The sequence below is a fragment of the Paenibacillus methanolicus genome, assembly GCF_008124765.1.
Classification (GTDB): domain Bacteria; phylum Bacillota; class Bacilli; order Paenibacillales; family Paenibacillaceae; genus Paenibacillus_Z; species Paenibacillus_Z methanolicus.
On the sequence record NZ_VNHS01000001.1, the window covers coordinates 1,097,045 to 1,115,368 of the forward strand.

Annotated in this window: 12 protein-coding genes; 3 read left to right on the forward strand and 9 right to left on the reverse strand. The window is 58.9% G+C overall.

Annotation, left to right across the window (positions count from 1 at the left end; translation table 11 throughout):
* Window positions 1-2: 2 nt before the first annotated feature.
* The 4 genes from BCM02_RS04240 to BCM02_RS04255 all read right to left on the reverse strand — a co-directional run bounded on the left by BCM02_RS04240 (window position 3) and on the right by BCM02_RS04255 (window position 5,900).
* Window positions 3-1,304 carry an ABC transporter substrate-binding protein gene (locus tag BCM02_RS04240; RefSeq protein ID WP_246183187.1) on the reverse strand — a complete coding sequence of 434 codons (1,302 nt, stop codon included), beginning with the start codon at window positions 1,302-1,304 and terminating at the stop codon, window positions 3-5.
* 5 nt (window positions 1,305-1,309) lie between these two features.
* Complete coding sequence (locus BCM02_RS04245; RefSeq protein WP_148927770.1) at window positions 1,310-3,202, reverse strand: cache domain-containing sensor histidine kinase; 1,893 nt, start codon at window positions 3,200-3,202, stop codon at window positions 1,310-1,312.
* Between the two features lie 716 nt (window positions 3,203-3,918).
* Complete coding sequence (locus BCM02_RS04250; protein ID WP_148927771.1) at window positions 3,919-5,619, reverse strand: tetratricopeptide repeat-containing diguanylate cyclase; 1,701 nt, start codon at window positions 5,617-5,619, stop codon at window positions 3,919-3,921.
* A gap of 29 nt (window positions 5,620-5,648) precedes the next feature.
* Entirely contained in the window at window positions 5,649-5,900 is a 252-nt protein-coding gene (locus BCM02_RS04255; RefSeq protein WP_148927772.1) for a YolD-like family protein, read from the reverse strand.
* A 211-nt stretch (window positions 5,901-6,111) separates the two neighbouring features.
* Between BCM02_RS04255 and BCM02_RS04260 the strand changes: the two genes are divergently transcribed.
* Entirely contained in the window at window positions 6,112-7,212 is a 1,101-nt protein-coding gene (locus BCM02_RS04260; RefSeq protein ID WP_148927773.1) for a phosphatidylglycerol lysyltransferase domain-containing protein, read from the forward strand.
* Window positions 7,213-7,285: 73 nt separating this feature from the next.
* Here the strand turns inward: BCM02_RS04260 and BCM02_RS04265 are convergent, their stop codons facing one another.
* Complete coding sequence (locus tag BCM02_RS04265; RefSeq protein WP_148927774.1) at window positions 7,286-8,179, reverse strand: arylamine N-acetyltransferase family protein; 894 nt, start codon at window positions 8,177-8,179, stop codon at window positions 7,286-7,288.
* Window positions 8,180-8,286: 107 nt separating this feature from the next.
* Between BCM02_RS04265 and pdxR the strand changes: the two genes are divergently transcribed.
* Window positions 8,287-9,765, forward strand: a complete 1,479-nt coding sequence (gene pdxR, locus BCM02_RS04270) for a MocR-like pyridoxine biosynthesis transcription factor PdxR (RefSeq protein WP_246183188.1) — start codon at window positions 8,287-8,289, stop codon at window positions 9,763-9,765.
* 62 nt (window positions 9,766-9,827) lie between these two features.
* Here the strand turns inward: pdxR and BCM02_RS04275 are convergent, their stop codons facing one another.
* A complete protein-coding gene (locus tag BCM02_RS04275) occupies window positions 9,828-13,577 on the reverse strand; it encodes an S-layer homology domain-containing protein (protein WP_148927775.1) in 3,750 nt (1,249 codons plus the stop codon).
* 452 nt (window positions 13,578-14,029) lie between these two features.
* On the opposite strand from BCM02_RS04275, the gene BCM02_RS35830 reads away from it, so the two are divergent.
* A complete protein-coding gene (locus tag BCM02_RS35830; protein ID WP_246183189.1) occupies window positions 14,030-16,423 on the forward strand; it encodes a lamin tail domain-containing protein in 2,394 nt (797 codons plus the stop codon).
* Between the two features lie 70 nt (window positions 16,424-16,493).
* Here BCM02_RS35830 and BCM02_RS04290 read toward each other — a convergent pair whose 3' ends face one another.
* The 3 genes from BCM02_RS04290 to BCM02_RS04300 form a co-directional block, all read right to left on the reverse strand.
* The gene (locus BCM02_RS04290; protein WP_148927776.1) at window positions 16,494-16,832 is read right to left on the reverse strand and encodes a hypothetical protein; all 339 of its coding nucleotides are present in this window, start codon (window positions 16,830-16,832) and stop codon (window positions 16,494-16,496) included.
* Between the two features lie 106 nt (window positions 16,833-16,938).
* Window positions 16,939-17,613 carry a ribose-5-phosphate isomerase RpiA gene (gene rpiA / locus BCM02_RS04295; protein ID WP_148927777.1) on the reverse strand — a complete coding sequence of 225 codons (675 nt, stop codon included), beginning with the start codon at window positions 17,611-17,613 and terminating at the stop codon, window positions 16,939-16,941.
* A gap of 24 nt (window positions 17,614-17,637) precedes the next feature.
* A complete protein-coding gene (locus BCM02_RS04300) occupies window positions 17,638-18,276 on the reverse strand; it encodes a TVP38/TMEM64 family protein (RefSeq protein ID WP_148927778.1) in 639 nt (212 codons plus the stop codon).
* Window positions 18,277-18,324 lie beyond the last annotated feature (48 nt).

Here is an 18,324-nt window from a genome sequence, read left to right on the forward strand (position 1 = left end):
GCTTACCGCCTAGCTCTTGCTTCCTTCCATTTCGCGTTCATGGCCTGGAAGCCTTCATCGAGAATTTTGGCCGCGACGAGCTCTTGGATGAAGTCGCCGGACCAGAAGGCGATCTTCGCCTTATTGGCGATCGAGAGGAAGGTCTCGCTCGGCACGGTGCTCTCCAGCAGAATCGGGTCGTAGGACAGAAATTCTTTATACTGCGGCAGCGTCGGTTCTTTGTTCGTCTCCACCGACAGGAAGCCCGATTGCTCCACGTAGCCCGATTCGCGCACGAAGAACGTGATCCACGCCTCGGCCAGCGGCTTGTTCTCGCTGAACTTGCTAATCCCGACGAACCAGTCCGGCGAGATCGGGGCGTACCGTCTGTCCGCATCGTTATCGTACGGGAACGGGAAGAAGCCGATATCTTCCGGCTTCGCCCCCGCCTCGATCACCTGCTTGATCGACCAGTTGCCCATCAAATACATCGCCGCGCGGCCCGAGGCCAACTCGGCCTTGGACGTCTCCCAGCTGTTGGACATCAAGTCCCGCTCCGTATAGCCTTTATCGACCAAGGTGCGGACGATCGTCAGCGCCTGGCCCCAAGCATTGTCCGTTCGCCATGGATCGTCGACTTCCGCCATCCGGTTCAGCGTATTCGGATCGCCGGTCATGAAGCTGACGAGCCGCTCGCCCCACTCCGTCATCGGCCACTGCGCGCCGTAGTTAATATATACCGGCACGATGCCCTTGTCCTTCAGCCTCCGGCACGCTTCATAGAATTCTTCCAAGGTCCGCGGCACTTCCGTCACGCCCGCCGCGGCGAATGCCCGCTTGTTGTAGACGATGCCATCCGACGAAATGCCGGTCGCGATGCCGTACCGATTGCCTTGATACGATTTGAAATCGGCAAAATGAACATTCTCGAACATCGTAGCCGGCAGCGGCTCGAAATAGCCGGACAGCTCCTTCGTCGATAGCTGGTTCGGCAGCAGAAGCACGTCGCCGGCCGTTCGCGTGGCGAGCCGCATCATGACGTCGCTCTCGTAATTGGTCAAGCCTTCGAACCGGATATCCACGCCCGGATGCGACTGTTCGAATTCGCGGGCATAGGCATCCATCGTGCCGTTCTCCATCAGATCGATTCGGTTGGTGAGCACCGTAAGCTTACTCGCCGCTCCCGTCGATTCGATAACGGATCCACCCGCCGGCTCTTTGTTCGCCTGCCCTTCTTCGTTCCCCGTGCCGCTGCAGCCTGCCGCCAGCATTCCCGCAACGATCACGGAGACGGTCATTTTCATGTATCGCCAAGCCACGTCCATCCCGCTCACCCTCCTCTCTCTAACCGATCTAAGCTGATCTCCGATTGTTCGCCACGCCCGGCCGTCATAAGCGGCAGTCGAATCGTAACCGCCGTGAAAAGCCCGGACGCGCTTTCGATATCGATTCCGTACGCGATTCCCCAATGAAGCTTGATTCGTTCGTTGACATTGACCAGTCCGATCCCCTCGTCTCCGTCCGGCGCCCCGCGCACGAGCTTCGCCCGAAGCCGTTCGAGCGTCTCCGGCTCCATGCCCAGTCCGTCGTCCATGACCCGGATCTCCACGTAACGATCCGTCTGCCGCGCCTCGATATCGAGCGACATATACGGCTTATTGTCGTCCAGGCCGTGCAGCGTGGCGTTCTCCACAAGCGGCTGCAGCAGCAGCTTGGCCATTGGATAAGCGAGCAGCTCGGGCGGGATTTGCGTCTGAAGCCGGAACCGGTTCGGATAACGACGGTTCAGCAGCTGCACGTAATGGCCGATATGGACCAGCTCGCGCTCCAGCGTTACTTCTTCGTTCACGTTGCTTATGCTGTAGCGCAGCTGCTTGCCGAGCAATTGAATCATCTCCGCCGCGTCGGCGTCGTCGTTCAATTCGGCGGCCATGCGGATCGTCTCCAGCGTGTTGTACATGAAATGCGGATTGATCTGGCTTTGCAGCGCATGCATTTCCGCTTCCCTTCTGCGGCTCTCGCTGCGGAAAATGTCCTGAATCAGCTCCTCGATCCGCGCGATCATCCGGTTGAACTGTCTGCCGAGCTGACCGATCTCGTCGCCGTACCGCACCTGGAACGTCGCCTTGAAATCGCCGTCCTGCACCGTTCGCATGAGCTGCATCATCTTGCGCAGCGGCTTCGTCAACGCGAACGAAACCAGCGTCGAGATCAGCAGCGCGAGCGCGACCGTCGCGAGCGTGGCGGCCAACGTAACGTTGCGGATCACCCTCGAATCCTTGGTCAGCGCGCGCTCGGGAATGGCCGCTATCGCCTTCCATTCCGTATTGGGGCTTGTCATGTAGATGAACAGCTGGCGTTCGCCCGCAATCTCGCCATAGAAGCTGCCTTGTTCGCCTTTCGCGTTCGCGAACATCGGCTCGTCCGAAATGTCGGCGGTCATCCGAGTCCGATCCGCGCTGTAGATAACGCGTCCCGTCTCATCCACGATAATCGACTCGCCCTGCGTCACGTCATCGAGCGTCTTGATCTGGTCCTGTATGACCGACATATCTGCATCGACCGCGATCAGACCGATCGGCTGCAGCGCTTTGTCGATGATTTTGCGGACGACGGTGAACGCGTACTTATCGCTGTTGAGCATGCTGACGTACTTCCGGGTTCCGAGCAGCACCGGTTCGCCGCCGGATACCGAAGCCGCCGATTCCCACGTCCGATAGCTATCCGCGAGATTCTGCCTGAGACCGCCGGACTCCGCTTGACTGTAAGCGTTCCCATGCAAATCGAAAATATAAACCGACGTCGCCCCGCGCTTAATGTTGTTGATGAACGAAACGTTGCCCTGAATGCCCCGCTGAATTTGGAGCAGCTGGTCGAACGCCGGCGCCGCGGACGCGTTCCCGTCCGCGCCGATTTGCTCGCGCATGGCGTAATATTCGTTCGACCGGGATAAATTGAATTTGATGTCGTCCTGGTAAGCCGGAATGGAGGTCATGTTGACCATGTCCTCGATGTAATCGTCGACCCGCCCCATCATGCCTTCCAGCATGTTCGTCGAATACCGGATGGCCGTCCGCTGCGTGGACTCCGCGTAATTCACGTACGAGAAGTAGCTGATGAACGTCAGCGGCATGGTTACTAGCAGCAGAAACACCAGCAGCAGCTTCCGTTCCATTCGCATCTCGATCACCCGCGTCCATTGGCGGCGCAGGAATTGGCTCATTGTATCATGTTCCTCTCTCTAGCGTCAGTACCCTAAGTGTAAGCGATTTACCGCGACGTGAATAGAGGTGAACAAAGGGCTTCGCCCTTCGACCCGTACTTTCATCCATCCTAGCCTTCCTCCGTTGCTCCCTCCCCCCACCTCCTCCGCCGAGGAGGCTCCAAAGGGCTTTGCCCAAGCGCATGCTTCCGAAGTGCGTTTTCCTTGAAAACGCTCAGGACTCCCTATTTCGTGCTCGCATGTTTGTTCGCGGTCGGCGGGAAGGCTTTAGTGTGGCACGCTTTTGTCCTGACGGACAAAGCTTCAGTGGGTTTTGAAGTCCGACCTAAGACCTACGCCTGTCAACTATAAGCCCTAGTTGGCTTCAGCGGTCGTTTTTCCTTAACCTGACAGCCTTCCCCCTCCATTGGAGGGGAACCAGAAGGTTAGCACCCTCTGGACTCTGCTAATGAGCGCGACTCGTGACGCGGCCGTCTTCGATGTGTGCTTTCATGGTGAGCTCGCGTTTGTCCTGTCGGCCAAAGCTTCTTTTCGAGCATCTTCGCCACGATTTGCCTTTTGGCGGTGTCCTGCTGCGTTACCTTCTCTTGATAATTTCGTTCTGACCTTCGCTTTCGTCCGCTTTCGCAGACACGCTTTACGTCTAAATCGACATCATGAACTCAAAAAAAACGCCGTCCTCGCTTCATGCGACGGTCCGGCGTTATGAACATTCGTTATTTCGCCTCGATCCGCGAGGCCACGACTCTGTCGCGGCCGCCGTTCTTGGCGGCATACAAGTTCCGGTCGGCTTCCGCCAGCAGCGCCGAAGCCGCGGCCACTCCCGCGGCGGCCGTGCAGACGCCCAGACTCGCCGTGACGGCCAAGCCCGGCGCGAACGCGCCCCAATCCGCCGAACGGATCGCCGCGCGAAGCCGCTCCGCGAAATCGAGGCCTTTGGCGGCGTCGTACCCGGGACATAGCAGCAGAAACTCCTCGCCCCCGAGCCTGGCGGCTTTGGCCGGCTCGATCGCCGCCGCATCCAAGATTTTGGCCACCTGCACCAGAACCTGATCGCCCGTCTCGTGCGACAACGTGTCGTTAATTCGTTTGAAATGATCCACGTCCACCAGGACGGCGGTCACATGCTGACCGTGCGTCGCGTTCATGAGCATGGCATCGAGCCGTTCGCCGATGACGCGCCGATTGTATAAGCCGGTGAGCGGATCGCGCTGGGCAAGCTCCCGGAACCGATCGCTGCTGCGGCGCGCCTCCTCGGTCTCGAAGACGGCATGGAGGATTCGCGCTCTGGTCTCCCGCTCGGATGATCGGAGCGCGTCGGCTTCCGCATGATATTCCCGGTATTCCTCATAGGCTTCCTTGTAGCGATCCATGGCGGCGTACAGCTGGGCTTGCTCCAACCGGATGCGGGCCACGAATCCTTGAAAGCCGTGCTTCACGCAATTGCCCCGCGCTTCGTTCAACGTCGCTTGCGCGCGTTCGTAATGTCCTTGCAGCCGCTGCGCTTCCGCGACCGTAATCTGGCATTCGAACATCGCGAACAGATCGCCAAGCTTGCGGCCGCTGCGGTAGGCGTCGAGCAGCGGGCGCAGCGTGCGTTCCGCCGCTTCCGGCCTGCCCGCCAGCAGCTCGATGCGGGAGATCGTATCCAACTGCGAAGACACGAGCGGAATCCCGTGCCGCTCGGCGAAGGCCGCCATCTGGCCGGCGAGCCGTTCCGCTTCCTCCACGTCTCCGATTTCGTACCTCGTATACGCCATGTTGTTCAACAGGTACAGCTCTTGCTGCACATGATGAATGGCGGCGTCGATTTCCATGATCTCTTGATACCTGCGCCGGGCTTCCTCGTATTCGCCGTTGGCATCGAGGGAGAGCGCAAGCAGCATCAGATGATTGCCGCGCGTCTGCGGCAGCGAATCCGCGGGCAAGTATTCCAGCGAATGAAGCGCTTGCTCGAGGGCGCTCGACATGTCGCCCAATCGAAAGAAGAACGCCGATAGATGCCGGCAGCTTCGGGCGAGCACCGCCATATCGCGATTCCGCTCCGCCCAGGCGTTGATCCGCCGAATCGCTTGTCCGGCTTCCGCCAGATCCCCTCCGCGCATGATCGCATTCGCTTTAATTAACTGCGCCCTCTTGTGAAACGCAGGCGGCAGATCGGCGTCCGTCAAGTCGCACGCCGCCCGTCCGACGGCAATCGCCATGTCGATGTCTTCATAATGGATGATTTCCAGATCATTCAGCAATCGCGCATAGTCGTCCTCGCTTCGCAGCGGCGCACGTTCCGCAGCCGCCGCTCGCCGCCAGTTCTCCTCGAGCGGGGTGAAACAATACGGGCAGCGATCCGTCGCGGCTTGGAGCTCGGACCAGCCGATCGTGATCTTGCATTGCCGGCAACGGTCAAAATGAAACTGCAAACGATAACCCCCCCGGATCGAGGCAGACCTCAATCTCTCGGATAATTCACGCTCATAATATCCATGAAAGGCACTTTGTCCGTTCCTTCCGCGGTCACCACGTGCACGCGGCCCGTTCGCGAGTCCATCTTGACGATCTGCCCGCGAACCGCCGCTTCGCGTCCCCAGACCGTCAGCAGGATGACGGAATTCTCTTGGTACGCCTCCGTTAACTGATTGCCCAACTCTTCCAGCACGAACTCGTCCCGCGTGGGACGCTTCGGAATTTTTGCTTTCGCCATAACCGTTCCTCTTCTCTATCCGCGACCTAACGTCCGAATCTAGCAATAGGCATTAGTATACCACGAAGCGCATGCAGAAACGAAGCAAAACCGATATTCCGACCTCGACAAACTTTTCCTCTATCGGGCGATCCCCCATTTGACGAAATATAAGCATAGATCACTTCACGACAGTAGAAGAATAGAATAACGATGATGGGGGAAACATGACGTGAAGAACAGCCAAGATTTCCGTTCGCTCGAACTCATGCTGCGCGAGTACGGACACAACGGGCACTCCCACCTTTATTTCGCGGGAGACAAGCGGTTATTTTGGGAGAAGAGCGGCAAAGCGGTTATCGTCTATCGCGATTTCCATAATCGAAGCGTCGTGCTCGGCGATCCGATCGGGGAACCGGAGGCGGTTAGCGGCCTGATCGGCGAGTTCGCGCGCGCCTGCAAGAAGCAGCGCAAAATCCCCGTTTTCTATCAGGTGAAATCCGCGCTGCTCCGGGATTACCGGGAATCCGGCCTGAACGCGATCAAACTCGGGGAAGAAGCCAGGATTGATCTGGAGGGCTTCCACACGGCTGGCAAGGCGTGGGTCAAACTGCGGACGCGCGTGAACAAGTTCGAGCGCAACGGCTGCCGCTTGGAAGTGCTTCGTCCTCCCTTCGCGCCTGATTTCATGGCCGAAATCGCGGCGATCTCGGCGGAATGGCTCGGCAAGCGAAAAGAGAAAAGCTTCTCCGTCGGCGCGTTCTCCGAGACGTACGCAGGACGTTTCCCGATAGCGGTTCTTCGCGAAGAAGACGGGACGATCGCCGCGTTCGCATCGCTCGGCGGCGGGGAGCATCTGCCTGCCGATCTATCGGACGAAGCGTCCGCGCACCTTACGATCGATCTGATGCGCCATCGCGCGGGCTGCGCGCACGGCACGATGGACGTGCTGTTCATTCTGCTGTTCCAATGGGCCAAGCAAGCGGGATACCGTCAATGCAGTCTCGGTATGGCCCCCCTTGCGAACGCGGGCGATTCGACGATCGCGCGGCTTATTTATAAATACGGGAACCGCTTCTATAACTTCAAAGGACTATATGAATATAAGAACAAATTCGGGCCGCAGTGGGATGAAGTGTTCGTGGCCGCCCCTGCCGGCTCTATGCCGGTGACGATGCTGCTGCTCGCGCTCATGATCAACAAAGGCAAAGCGAATCCTGCCGGATCGCTAACGGCCGAGCCGGTCGCCATCCTTACTGTGCCCGAAAATCGGGGGAATTCTTCACGCAAAAGCACCGTCGCCGAGATTGGCGAGATGCATACGTATCGATAGAAAGAATTCGCTTGAGATAGCGTTACTTCCTATCGGGGACTCCAGTCGCATAGACGATCGAAAAGCCGGCCACTTAGGCCGGCTTTTCCGCGTTGCTTCCCTTGTTCTCCTCGCGCTCACGCTTCCACTCTTCATGCTGCTTCAATACGCATATCCAGATCGAATCCCGCTCGTCTTGCGAATAAGCGGCTAATCGCTCGCCAAACACGTCCGCGAGCAGCGCCAGCCAGTCGTTCTTCCGCGCGACTTCGGTCGTTGCGCAGCCGTCCGCATCCCAAGCCTTCCATACGCAGCCCCGCAGTTCGTTCATCGACTTCTCGTCGCGCTGCCGGACTAGGAACTGATTCATCCACGGCGAATCCGGCGATTGGCTGTAATGCGCGTGATTCGGATGGAACAATGCCAGATCCGGGACAAGCTCAGGCGCGAAATCGACGCCGATATAGCCATGAAGCGGATCGTGCTCCATTCGCCAACCGCCTTCCGCTACGGCCGAAGGCTTCAGCTCGTACGCGAACGGCCCCTGCCGGTACCGGCCGAATGCTAACGGGATCGGTTCGAACGGCATATCGCCAAGGCCGACGTCAATGACATACCGCTGTTCGCCGCTATCCGAACCCTTCAAGTCTACCGTCAAACCAAGGTGAAAATTGTTGACGCCCGCTTCACGCCCGATCGGCTGCACGCCCGCGCGATGCCAGGCGACGTCATATCCGAGCGTGCGAAGCAAGGCGCTGAACGCGCCGTTCAGGTGGAAGCAGTAGCCGCTTCTTCCGGCTGTCATCAGACCGACCGAATCGCGAAGCGCCATCGATACCGGCCGTCCGGCATAAATATCGACCGTCTGCCACGAAATGCGCGCGACATGCGCGCGATGCAGCGCGAACAGAAAGTCCTTCGTCGGCGCTTCCGCGCCTTCGAAGCCAAGTCGGCTTAAATACGCTTCCACTTCGGTACTCGTTAACATGGAAATCCCCCCTACGCGTGACCCGCTTATGGTAAGATAAGCGTATTCGAAATCTGTCCTGCCCGTAATGGTCAGATTGAAGTTGTTTCGAAAGACAGTTTGGCGAGGTGAGCCTTATATTCAACTTCCATCTTCACGATAATGGTCCTGAACCGCTCTATCAGCAGTTGTATGCGCAGCTGCGGAATCAGATTCGTTCGGGCATGCTGCCATACGGTTCTCGATTGCCGTCGGTACGCGCGCTGCAGGCCCACTTCAATATAAGCAAGACGCCGATCGAAACCGCCTATCAAATGCTCGTTGCCGAAGGGTATGCCGTCAGCCGTCCGCGTTCCGGCCTATTCGTCATGAACGAGCTGCAACCCCTGATGCCGGACGAGAGCGTCTTCGCGGAGGGAGCGGAAAGTTGCATGTCCAACCTCCGGTCGTACGCGCAAACCAATCCGCTTCGTTATGCCGAATGTAAGCCGCTTCCGCCCGTCCAGCCAAGCCGAATCGTCGATTTCCGCGCATCGCGTATCGATGCTTCCGCCTTTCCGCTTCGGCTGTGGCGCAGAAGCGTGCAGGAAGCGCTCGAGCACCACGCCTTGGAGCTCGGATCGTATGGCGATCCGCAAGGCGAGTTGGCCTTTCGGGCGACCATCGCCGACTATCTGCGTCAGTCTCGCGGCGTCCAGTGCGGACCGGATCAGATCGTCATCGGCAACGGCATCCGCTACGCCGCGTCGTTGCTCGTTAAGTTGCTCAGCGACGTGGACGCGCTCGCCTGCGAGGATCCGGGCTTTGCCCCGTTCCCCGACTACTTCCGCCGCAGCGGCAAGCGCGTGATCGCTTTGCCCGCCCAACAGATCGCCTCGCAGATCCGCGAGACGGATGCCGGCGCCGTCTACGTCACGCCCTCTCACCAGTTTCCTACGGGCAGCGTCCTTTCCTACGGCGACCGCGAGCGTATGCTCCATTGGGCGGATTCGCGGGGTGCTTATATTATCGAAGATGATTACGACGGCGAGTTCCGATATGGCGGCAAACCCATTCCATCGCTTCAAAGCCTGGACCGAAGCGGCCGGGTCATCTATATCGGAACCTTCTCGAAGGCGTTCTCGCCCGCGCTGCGCATGAACTATATCGTACTTCCGGAAGAGCTCGCCTCTCGCATGAGATCCGAACGGCTTCCGCTGGATGCCCCTTCGCGCATCGATCAATGGGCGATGACGCGGTTTATCGACCAGGGCTATTGGTTCCGACATATCCGTCGAATACGCGGCTTATACGGCAAGAAGCATGATCGTCTGCTTGCGCGAATCCGGGAATATTTCGGCGATCATGCCACCGTTACGGGACATAGCGCGGGTCTCCACATTCAAGTGTCGGTAAGGACGAGTGCAAGCAGCCGCGAACTAATACGATTGGCTGCCGAAGCAAAGGTTGCCGTCTATGACTTCGACAACATGCTGGTCGGTTACGAAAGCATAGGCGCGAACGATGCGCCGATTATCTATCTTGGCTTCGCCGCGCTAACGGAGAAGCAGATCGACGTCGGGGTTCGGCTGCTGCGCGACGCATGGGCGGCTGTGCTTGACGAATAGCGGAAAGGCCAGCATCGCGAAGGATGCTGGCCTTTCGTTATTGCAAACGTATCGTTGGATTCTTACTCGCCTTGAGCAGCCGGTTTCGTCGCGAGCTCGGCAATGCGCTCGGCGGACAAGGCTTCTTTGAACACGTACAGCTCGTCGATCATGCCTTGGTACGGCGTATCCCAGAAGTTCACGCCAAGACCGAACGATGCGGCGTTGGCGGAGAACAGATTCGGGAAGCCCGTACCTTCATACTTCTGCACGCCGTCCACATAAACTTTCAACGCTCCCGAATCGACCGTGAAAGCAACATGATGCCACTCGTTCAGCGGAATTCTGGATTTCGTCGTTCCGTCGATATACGGACTGCTTCCCGACCACAGCATCGTGTTATTATCCCAAGCGCTTGGTACGAGCGACAGCCAGTTGCTGGTAGTACCGCCGAAGAACGTCGTCGTGTGCTGCGTGTACGCTTTCGGATTCAGCCACATGGACACCGTGTACTTGTTGCCGGAAATCAATCCTGCCGGAAGCTTCACGCCCGCGCTGCCGTCGAAGACTGCCGCTTGGCCGGAGACGCCTTCGGCGTAGGTAATCGTGCCGCCCGTATTGTCCAGACGATTGCCCGTCATCGTACCGTCTGCGGACTTGCCGGCGGCATCCTTCAAATTGTCCTCGAAGGCGTAGTGGGCGCTCAACCGGTAATTCGGGTCGTAAGGCGCGACCGTGACTTGGAACGTCTTCGTGGCGGTCTTCTCGCCTTTCTTGATCGTAGCCGTCAACGTCGCGTTCACGGTTGCCGCGCCTTCCGCCGGCTGATGGATGACGCCATTGGCTTCGATGACCGAATCGTCGGACGTCGCCCATGCGATCTCGGCCCCGCGCGCGCCGACCGCCGGAAGCGCTACATTGTCCATGACATGCGAAGTATCGCCGAGCGTAAGCGCGCTCGTGACGTTCGCGACAAGCTGGTTGTCGGAGATGCTCGGCTGCTGGATGCCCCATGCGCTCACGCCCTCACCCGAGATCGCGGTGAACGTCATCGTCTCGCGCTGCTGGAATTCATCCCAACCGCGGACGAACACGCCTTCATAGCTGACTTTGCCTGCCGTGATCGTCGCGCGGTAGCCGTCCTTCAGCTCCCATGTGCCTTGAACCGCGCCGGATAACGTATGGTCGGCATTCAAGCGGATGTCCACGGAATTCGCGATATCGCCCGAATACGTTAAGCCGTGGTTGACGAATTTGTAATCGCCCGGAATCAACTGTTCGCTAACCGTCTGCGCTTTCTCTCCCGTATAACGGGTCGGCGCGACGACGAGCCAGCCGTCCTTGTTCATGAACATCTGATGCACGCGAAGCTCGTGGAACTCGCCCTTTTGCGGGAACCGCGTATGGAAGAACAAGAAATATTTGCCCGCCGTCTCGTCGTAATAGACCGAGTTGTGACCGGAGGAGACGTAGCCGTAGCCAAGACCCAGATCCGGATCGCCGATCTCCCGCATGAACTGGAAATTGCCGATCATTTTGGCGCCGTATGCCGCGTTGTCGGTCCTGTCGTCAGGCAGTACCGCAGGCTGCTCGTCCGTATCCACGTAAGGACCATCGGGGTTCGCCGAGCGGAATTGGCGCATGTTGTAGCCGCCGGTCGCGCCGAGCCAGCCGTACGTGACGTTCAAGTAATAATACTTCGTGGCTTCGTCGTACACGATGAACGGGCCTTCGCCGGACTTGAAGTAGCCGCCCGCGATTTTCGTGCCGAAGTAGCGGTCGATCATGCGGCCGTCCGCGGTGACGCCGTCCGTCTTCGGATAGATGGCCTTGCCCGTCGCCGGATCGATCTCCAGCAAGAAGATACCGCCCGACCAGGAGCCGTACGTCATCCACAGCTTGCCTTCCGCGTCCTTGAGAATCGTCGCGTCGATCGCGTTCGGATAGTCCTTGTTGTTGAAGGTGCCGTCGGCGTTGAACCAATTCGCGTTCTCGCCGTCCAGCTTTTGCGCGTCGATCAAGGATTTGATGTTCGTGTTATCCCACTTCTTGTCGACGTTGCTGTTCGCGTCTTTGGCCGAATCGCGGGTAAAGCCGGAATAGACGAGCGTATCGGCATAGATATAAGGACCTTCGATCGTCTTCGATACGGCCAGGCCGATCGCCGAGCGAATGTACGTCGAAGATGCGCTGTAATACAACATGTATGCGCCCTTCGAGCCGTCCGCGTGCACGTAATCTTCGTTCCAATATACGTCCGGCGCCCATACGGCGAAGCCGCCTTTGCTGTCGGCGTCGTTCTCGCCCGCCCATTTGAACGAACCTGCGAGATTGCTGGACAGATCGCCGAAGACCACGTTGTTCGGCGTCGTGTAGCCGTTCGTGAAGGTGGTCCAGTTCAACAGGTCGGTCGACTTGGCCGCTTCGATATGCGAGCCGAATACATAGTAGGTATTCCCGTTCTTGATCACCGACGGATCATGCACGGACACGTTGCCGAAGGTCGGTCCGGCCGGCGTCGTTGGCGTCGGCGCGCTCGTGCCGGTCGAAGTCGTCGTTGGCGGCACGACCGGCGTCCCGTTTTCGTCCTTGCGGACAACCCGCTTATCGGTCGATTCGATCTTGCCTTTGCCGGTGACCGCTATTTCCTTATCGACATTAATCTCCAGACCGTTGATCGCCGCATTCTCCCCTATGCTGAGCGCCGCTGCGCCATCCAGCACGAGCTTGTTGATTCGTCCGCTGGCTAGATCAAGGTTCGGCGACGATTGCGACAGTACCTTGACCTGTTCGAATTCGCCGCTGAATTGCACGGAAGACTTCTCCGGCAGCAATGGACCGAGTTCGACGGATTTGAAGCCGCCTTTGGCTTGCGTGCCTTCCTCTTCCAGCTTCGCGCCGGACGAGAGTTTCGTGCTGTCAACGGAAGTGCCGCCCTTGCTCGCGATTCTGATCTTGCCGTCCGCCTTGCCGACGTTCAGCGATTCGATGGAAGCGTCTTCAAGCGTGACCGTGTGCTCGCCGCCGCCCGTGACGTAAACCTCGCCTTCGACTTTGACGTTATCCAGCGTCACGTCGCCGTCGCCCACGCCTTCGGTAATATACAGATTGCCCTTCACCGTCGTATCGCGCAGCGTCACGCCGTCTTGGCTAATCACCGCGTTGCGGGTGTCCAGCTCGCCGAACTCGCCTGCCGTATTCAGCACCGAGCCGGCCAGCTCGCGGAGCATGACGACCGCTTCCGCCCTGCTGAGCAGATTGGCGGGTTTGAACGTGCCATCCGGGAAGCCTTTGATGTAGCCTTCGCCCGCGAGCGCTTGTACGGCCGATTGGCTCCACGCCGGCAGCGCTGCCGCATCCTTGAACGATACCGCCTTGTCCGATCCGGCTTGCAGCGAGAATACGCGCGCGAGCATGGCCGCGGCTTCCGCTCTCGTCATCGTCGCGTTCGGGCGGACGCGTCCTTGATCGTCGCCTTCCAGGTAGCCTGCAGCAAACGCTTTCATAATTTCCTTATAAAAGAAGTCGCTCTCCTTCAAGTCGGCGAACGTCGCCGAGCCGGCTGCCGTGAATCGGAACGCGCGGTTGACCAGTGTCGCGAACTCCGCCCTCGTTATCGTTTGATCCGGCTTGTATTGCCCTTCGCCGTAACCGTTCACCAGTCCGCTGGCGGCCCATTCCGCGAATTCCTTCTCCGCCCAATGTCCGGCAATATCGCTCTTGGCGGCAGGCTGCGAGGTCTGCGACGCCGTCTCCGAAGCCATCGCCGTTCCCGGCAGCAGCATCGTCATCGCGACCGTTGCGGCCGCGTATTTTTTCATTTTCGATTTCATCCGTTCGCGTCTCCTTTTGATGTCGAATGGCGATCTTGGGGTTGAAACGATTGCCTGCTCGCACCTCCCGCCCGGCTGGCATAGCCTCTACTTAAATTAATGTTTATATTATCTATAAACATATTTATTATCTAATAGAATAGTAACTGTAAGCGCTTATCAAAGTCAATAACATGTCGAAAAGTTTTTGTAGCGTTTTCATTAATCTTTACGCAATTTCATTAATGTTAAAGGCGCAAAGCGATTCCGGCCGTAACTTTAGCCAAGATGTAAAAAAGTACGCTGCTTTCATGAATACTTATCATTCACCGCGAGAAAGAAATGATAGAATGTGCTTACTTATACGAGATTTGCCCTTTATTTGAGACGTATAAGTGCGAGTTCAAAAAGTCGGCATTGTCGACTATTTTTCGAACTGCCTCAAAAAAATACCGAGTATGGGAGGAAAATTAATGTTGATTTCCAATCGAAAAGCCCGGGGGTATTTCGCGATCGCGCTATCGGCTCAGGTAGCCCTGGCGGCGCTGCTGCCCTTCTCCGTCCCCGCGATGGCCGAAGGCCCGGCTGATCCCGCCCCCGTCATCCAGCCCGTCGGCACGGCGAACGGCAAAAAAGTGCTGTTCGACAATACCCACGCCCAGACCGCCGGCGCCGCGGACTGGGTCATCGACGGCGGCTTCTCGGATTTCGGCAACGCGCTGGCGAATAGCGGCTACTACGTGAAGGAATTGCGCAAGGCAAGCCCCATTACCCTCTCGGACTTGCAAGGCTATGACGTGTTCGTCATTCCCGAGGCCAACGTTCCGTACAAAACGAGCGAACAAGCCGCCATGGTGCAATACGTCCAGAGCGGCGGCAGCATCTTCTTCGTCTCCGACCATTACAACGCCGACCGCAACAAGAACCGCTGGGACGCTTCCGAAGTGTTCAACGGTTACCGCCGCGGCGCTTGGTCGAACCCGGCCCAGGGCATGAGCGCGGAAGAAGCCGGCTCTGCGGTCATGCAAGGCGTCGCCAGTTCCGATTGGCTCGCGACGAACTTCGGCGTCCGGTTCCGCTACAACGCGATCGGCGACGTCGGCGCCACGAATATCGTCGCGCCCGCGCAGGCGTTCAACATTACGAACGGCGTGACCTCCGTCGCGATGCATGCCGGCTCCACGCTTGCCATCATCGATCCGAATAAAGCGAAGGGCATCGTCTACCTGCCGTCCACTACCGCCAAGTGGGGCAACGCCGTCGACCAAGGCGTCTATGCGGGCGGCGGAGTCGCAGAAGGTCCTTACGTCGCCGTATCAAAGTTCGGCGCGGGCAAAGCCGGGTTCATCGGCGATTCTTCACCGGTTGAGGACGTGACGCCTAAGTATCTCCGGGAGGAGACGGGCGGCACGAAAACGACTTACGACGGCTTCAAGGAAGCAAGCGACGCGAAACTGCTCGTGAATATGGTGAACTGGCTGGCGACGCCGGAGAGCTATACGTCGCTGAATCAAGTGTCGGGACTGACGCTCGATCAGCCTACGCCGCTCCTGTCGATCGAGACGCCGCAGACGTCGACCGAACCGCAATCCGAGCCATGGGCCGCTCCGGCAGCCGGGTACAAATGGTGGGATGCTTCCACATTCAAGTCCGGTTCTTACGGTTATGCTTCGAGCCCGGGCGGCGGAGGCGGCACCGGCACGAACGTGTTCTTCTCGGAATACGTCGAAGGCAGCAGCAACAACAAAGCGATCGAAATTTACAACGGGTCCGGCGCGTCGATCAGCTTGAGCGGGTTTACGATCGCGCAGTCGAACACGACGGCGACGATCAGCTTGACCGGCACGTTGGCCAGCGGCGGCACGTACGTGGTGGCGAACGCGAGCGCGTCCAGCGCGATCTTGGCCAAAGCCAACTTGACCAGCTCCTCGCTAGCCTTCAACGGCGACGATGCCGTGACCTTGAAGCAGAACGGCACGACGATCGACGTCATCGGCACGGCCGGCTCGTCCTTCGGAACGGACAAGACCCTCGTGCGCAAAAGCTCGGTCGCCGCGGGCAGCACGTCGTATGTCGCGACGCAGTGGGATGCGTACGCTGCCGATACGATTACGTATCTCGGGTCGCACGCGGGCGGTTCGTCGAACGCGGCTCCCACCGTCGCCACGCCGATCGCGGACCGTTCCGCCGCGGCGGGCAGCGGCTCGTTCGCCGTCGATGCTGCGGGCACGTTCCAGGACGCGAACGGCGATGCGATCACGCTTACGGCGGCGTCGAGCAATTCGTCCGTCGCCACCGTCTCGGTAAGCGGCAAGACGCTGACCGTCACGCCGGTCGCGGCCGGTTCGGCCACGATTACGGTGACCGCGGGCGACGGCAAGGGCGGCACGGCCAGCGATGCATTCAACGTCACGGTCACGAGCGCCACCGCCGCTTCGCTGTCCGAATCGTTCGATAGCGGGAGCAAGACCGCTTACACCGCAGGCAGCGTGACGCTTGGCAGCGGTGCCTGGTATTTCGACAACGCGCTGATCGGCAACTCGACTTCCGATCGGAAGAACGGCACCCAATCTGCGCGGGTGAGAGCCGCAGGCTCCATCGCAATGAGCTTCAACGCCGCCAAAGCCGTCAGCGTCAAAGTAAAACACGCCAACTTCGGAACGGATACCGGCGCGACGTGGAAACTGCAGAAGTCGGTCAACAACGGCTCGACCTGGACGGACGTATCCGTCTCTTACAACAGCACGTCCACCTTGACGGAACAGACCATCGCCGTTAACGAAACCGGTGCGGTGCGATTCCGAATCCTTGTCGCCGGGACGTCCGGCAGCCGTTTGAATTTCGATGATTTCCAGATCGTGAACTAACGTACATTGCTTATGAAAATAAAGCCGCCCCGCTGGTCATGGCAACCATGACCAGCGGGGCGGCTTCATTCTATGAAGGATCGTAAATGATGTCTTCCAAGCGCTCCGACAATTCGACCGGGATTCGATAGCCGACATTCGTGTTCTCGAGCCGAACGAGCAATCCGGTTTGCTCATCCTCGGTTCGATGAATGTTCAAGTGGAACCCGCGAGAGTTTCCGTTAACCAATCTAACCGTCATTAGAAAATAAGCGCCATAGTCGATGGCGCCGGACATTTCCTCCGCCCCGTTAACCGCTCGCGCGAATGTCTCGATCGAATCTTCGTCGTCGAATAAGCGCTCTGCGAACGGCTTTCGGCCAAGGACTTCGCCAAGGTAATCCAGACACGCTCGTGCCGGTGCCAGCAACCTGCGAATTGTTCCTTGCTTTAGGCGCGGCAACGTAAACACCCCTTGAATGGTTCAACTCCATTCAGGGGGTGTTTGCTTGCCGTCAGATGCCAGCCGCCGCCGCTTATCGCGCAGGCGCCAGCTCGCGAATCGCGCCGTCCTCTTGCCCGACGAACAACTTGTCCGCCATGCCGATGAACAGGCCATGTTCGACGACGCCCGGAATACCGTGCAGCGCCAACCCTAATGCCTTCACGTGCTCGATCGCGCCGAAATGGCAGTCGACGATCAAATTGCCATTGTCCGTCCGGAACGCGCCGCCGTCCTTCTGCCGGATGACCGGCTCGCAGCCGAGCGCGGCCAGCTTGCGCAGCGTCAGCTCGTACGCGAACGGCACGATCTCGACCGGCAGCGGGAATTTGCCCAACCGCTCGACGACTTTGCTCGCATCGGCGATGATGATCAGCCGCTTGCTCGACGCCGCGACGATCTTCTCGCGCAGCAGCGCTCCGCCTCCGCCTTTAATCAGGTGAAGCTCTCCGTCCGCTTCGTCGGCGCCGTCGATCGTGACGTCGATCGTCTCGATCTCCGCGAACGGCACGATCGGAATATGCAGCGACACCGCGAGTTCCTCGGACTGCACGGACGTCGCCACCGCGCGAATTCGCAGCCCCTCGGCGACTCTTCGGCCGATTTCCACGATCGCGTAATAAGCCGTCGAACCGGTTCCGAGTCCAACGACCATGCCGTCTTCGATTTCCTTCACGGCTTCCACTGCCGCCAAACGTTTCGATTCCACTTGCGCTTTCCTCCCTATATCTCGTTACGATCCCTTTATTCTACCTCGTCTTCGGCGACGAAGCCAGAGAAAAGGCAGCAGCGCGAAAAGCAGCACGAGCAGAAGTGCCAGTAACAGCGCCGGTCCGAACCCTCGGCCGAGCCGGTCGCCCAGCAGACTATAGGCGATCGTGACCGGCGCCGTGCCGATTACCGTCGCGCCGATGTAAGGCGTGAATCGCACGGACGACAAGCCCGCGGCTACGCTCGTCACGTCGAACGGGACGACCGGGATGAGCCTCAGCGTGAAGACCGTCAGGAAACCGCGCTTCTCCAGACGCTCCCGCCACTCCAGGATACGGCCGGTCGGCGCGCGGAATAGACGGCCGCCGAACTTGCGAGCCAGGACGAACACGAGTATGGAATCGCACGTAAACCCGATCATCGTGTAAACGGTGCCCAAGACCGGCCCGAAGGCGAGCCCGCCCGCCAAGCACAACACGGTCGCGGGGAAGAACAGCAGCGGACGAATCGTGTAAACGATGATATAGATGAGCGGCGACCAAGCGCCGAAGGACAGGATGTAGCGCTTTACGCCTTCCGGCGAGAAATGAAAATAACGGTGATTCAGCAGCCACAGCGCGGCGGCGATCATTAGGAACGCCGCCGCTTTGACGATTTTCATGTTGCCGCTCCCATCGGTTCAAGATCGACTAGTCCTTCATATCGTTCC